Source organism: Flavobacterium sp. (genome assembly GCF_049590715.1).
In the GTDB taxonomy this organism is placed as follows: domain Bacteria; phylum Bacteroidota; class Bacteroidia; order Flavobacteriales; family Flavobacteriaceae; genus Flavobacterium.
In genome coordinates this window covers 1-2,113 of the sequence record NZ_JBAWDL010000125.1, presented here as the reverse complement: position 1 = coordinate 2,113, position 2,113 = coordinate 1, and the positions used below count along the sequence as shown (strand labels likewise).

Here is a 2,113-nt window from a genome sequence, read left to right as displayed (position 1 = left end):
GTAACGAAATAGCCAATTATATTCTTTTTGACGGTTTACATTTTTCCAAGTTCGATACCGTGTTTCAGGTGGTTTGTAATGAGTTCGACACCCTAATGGCAGATGAAGAATTGCGACCATTTGCTTTAAAAATGTTCCGTGTTTGTGAACCTATTTTCTCCGACTATGAACTAACTGATGACTTCGCTTATGGTTATGAGTACGACCAGCTCTACACCGAAATAACCGGAACCATTGCAATATGGATAACGGAAAATGGGCTTCAGTAAAAAGCAACATCTCCAGCAAAATATTGATGCCCTACGAATTGCTTTTATACTGGAAAAGGAGAATCGACAAGCCAGCGTAGGCGAAAGACTGCTAATGATGCTATACAGCGGATTTGGTGGTCTTAAATTTGTGCTGAACCCAATAGCGAACGAAATAGACATTAATAATTGGAAAAAAACAGAACACGATCTTTTTCCACTCACTCAGGAACTCCACCAATTACTAAAAGAAAACTCCGAAGACGAAAAGCAATACCGCAGGTATGTGGACAGTATGAAAAGCTCGGTGCTGACGGCTTTTTATACACCGCCACAGGTCATAAATGCCATTTCATCCACTTTGATTGATAGCGGTTTGAACGTTCAAAAATTCCTTGAACCTTCCGCAGGTATAGGCTCTTTCATACAATCCTTCTCCGAAAACCAGCAACCCAATATAACTGCTTACGAAAAGGATTTGCTGACAGGCAAAATTTTAAAACAGCTTTATCCACAAAGCAATATCCGTGTGAGTGGCTTTGAGGAAATTACCGAAAAGGAACAAAACAGCTATGATGTAATAACGAGTAATATTCCTTTTGGCGATACTTCCATATTTGACCTTTCGTATTCCCGAAGTAAGGACGAAGCAAAAATACAGGCATCACGAAGCATCCACAATTATTTTTTTTTAAAAGGAATGGATATGTTACGTGACGGTGGCTTGTTGGCATTTATTACCTCGCAGGGTATTCTAAATAGTCCAAAAAACGAACCGATACGCAGGGCGTTGATGCAGAATAGTAATCTGGTTTCGGTTGTTAGATTGCCAAATAATCTATTTACTGAATATGCAGGTACAGAAGTTGGAAGCGACCTGATTATCCTGCAAAAGAATTCGGCAAAACAAAGTTTGACCGAATTGGAAGAATTGTTTTGCCAAAGCAAAACAACAGAATATAATACACCAAACAATGCTTTTTTTCAAGATAGCACAAGAATTGTGCATACAGATAGAAAATTAGACACCGACGCTTATGGAAAACCAGCCTTAATTTATACGCATAAAGATGGTGTTGGTGGAATTGCAAAAGACCTCAAACAAATGCTTTCAGAAGATTTTGGAAAATATCTGGATTTGAATTTATATAACGGCGAGCCAAACATACAAATCCCAATTACATCAACTGTTATTACTCGCAATGTAGAACCTATAACGATTAAACAAATACCAATAAACATTCAGGAAAATCCAAAAGAATTAAAACAATTAAGCATTTTCGACTTGTTTGAAAATGTGGAAAAACCAGTAACGGTTATTGCTCCACCAAAAAAAAGCACTCAAAGACAAACTTCGACGAAGCGAAGAGCCAATATTGTTCGCCAAGCAGACTTGTTCAGTTCAGTTATACAACAATCTTTTACACCTGCGGCTTTCCATGGAAATACTTCACAGATTGACAAAAAAGAGGAAGTTATCGGCGACCTATTTTCAGGCATAAACGGAAATAGCCAAGCTGAAAAGCAAACCGTTTTCAATACCATTCCCGAACCTGAATTATATAGCAAAGAATTACAATCATTCCATCGAAACGATTGTCTTGTTGCAGATAATGGTTGGGTTGGTTATTTGCAAGAAGTGAACAAAAACAATGCAACTGCTATGTTCCATCCATTGCAATTACCACCATTGCAGAAAGTAAGAGCCGAAGCCTACATTTCAGTAAGAGATACCTACCTCGATTTATATCAAAAAGAAGCCGTAAAAAAAAATGAACATACTGTAGAAAGGGAAACGCTGAATAATTTGTATGCTATTTTTGTAAAAAGGTATGGCAACCTGAACAGTGCCGAAAACATAAAAT

At 37.6% G+C, this 2,113-nt stretch carries 2 protein-coding genes; both read left to right on the top strand.

The annotated features are described in order from the left end of the window. Positions 1 to 269: DUF1896 family protein (locus tag WBQ70_RS05625; protein ID WP_423911552.1), on the top strand; the 269-nt coding region annotated here is incomplete at its 5' end. Beyond that, on the top strand, positions 256 to 2,113 hold a 1,858-nt coding region (locus WBQ70_RS05620; protein WP_423911551.1), incomplete at its 3' end, for an N-6 DNA methylase. The genes WBQ70_RS05625 and WBQ70_RS05620, both read left to right, overlap by 14 nt.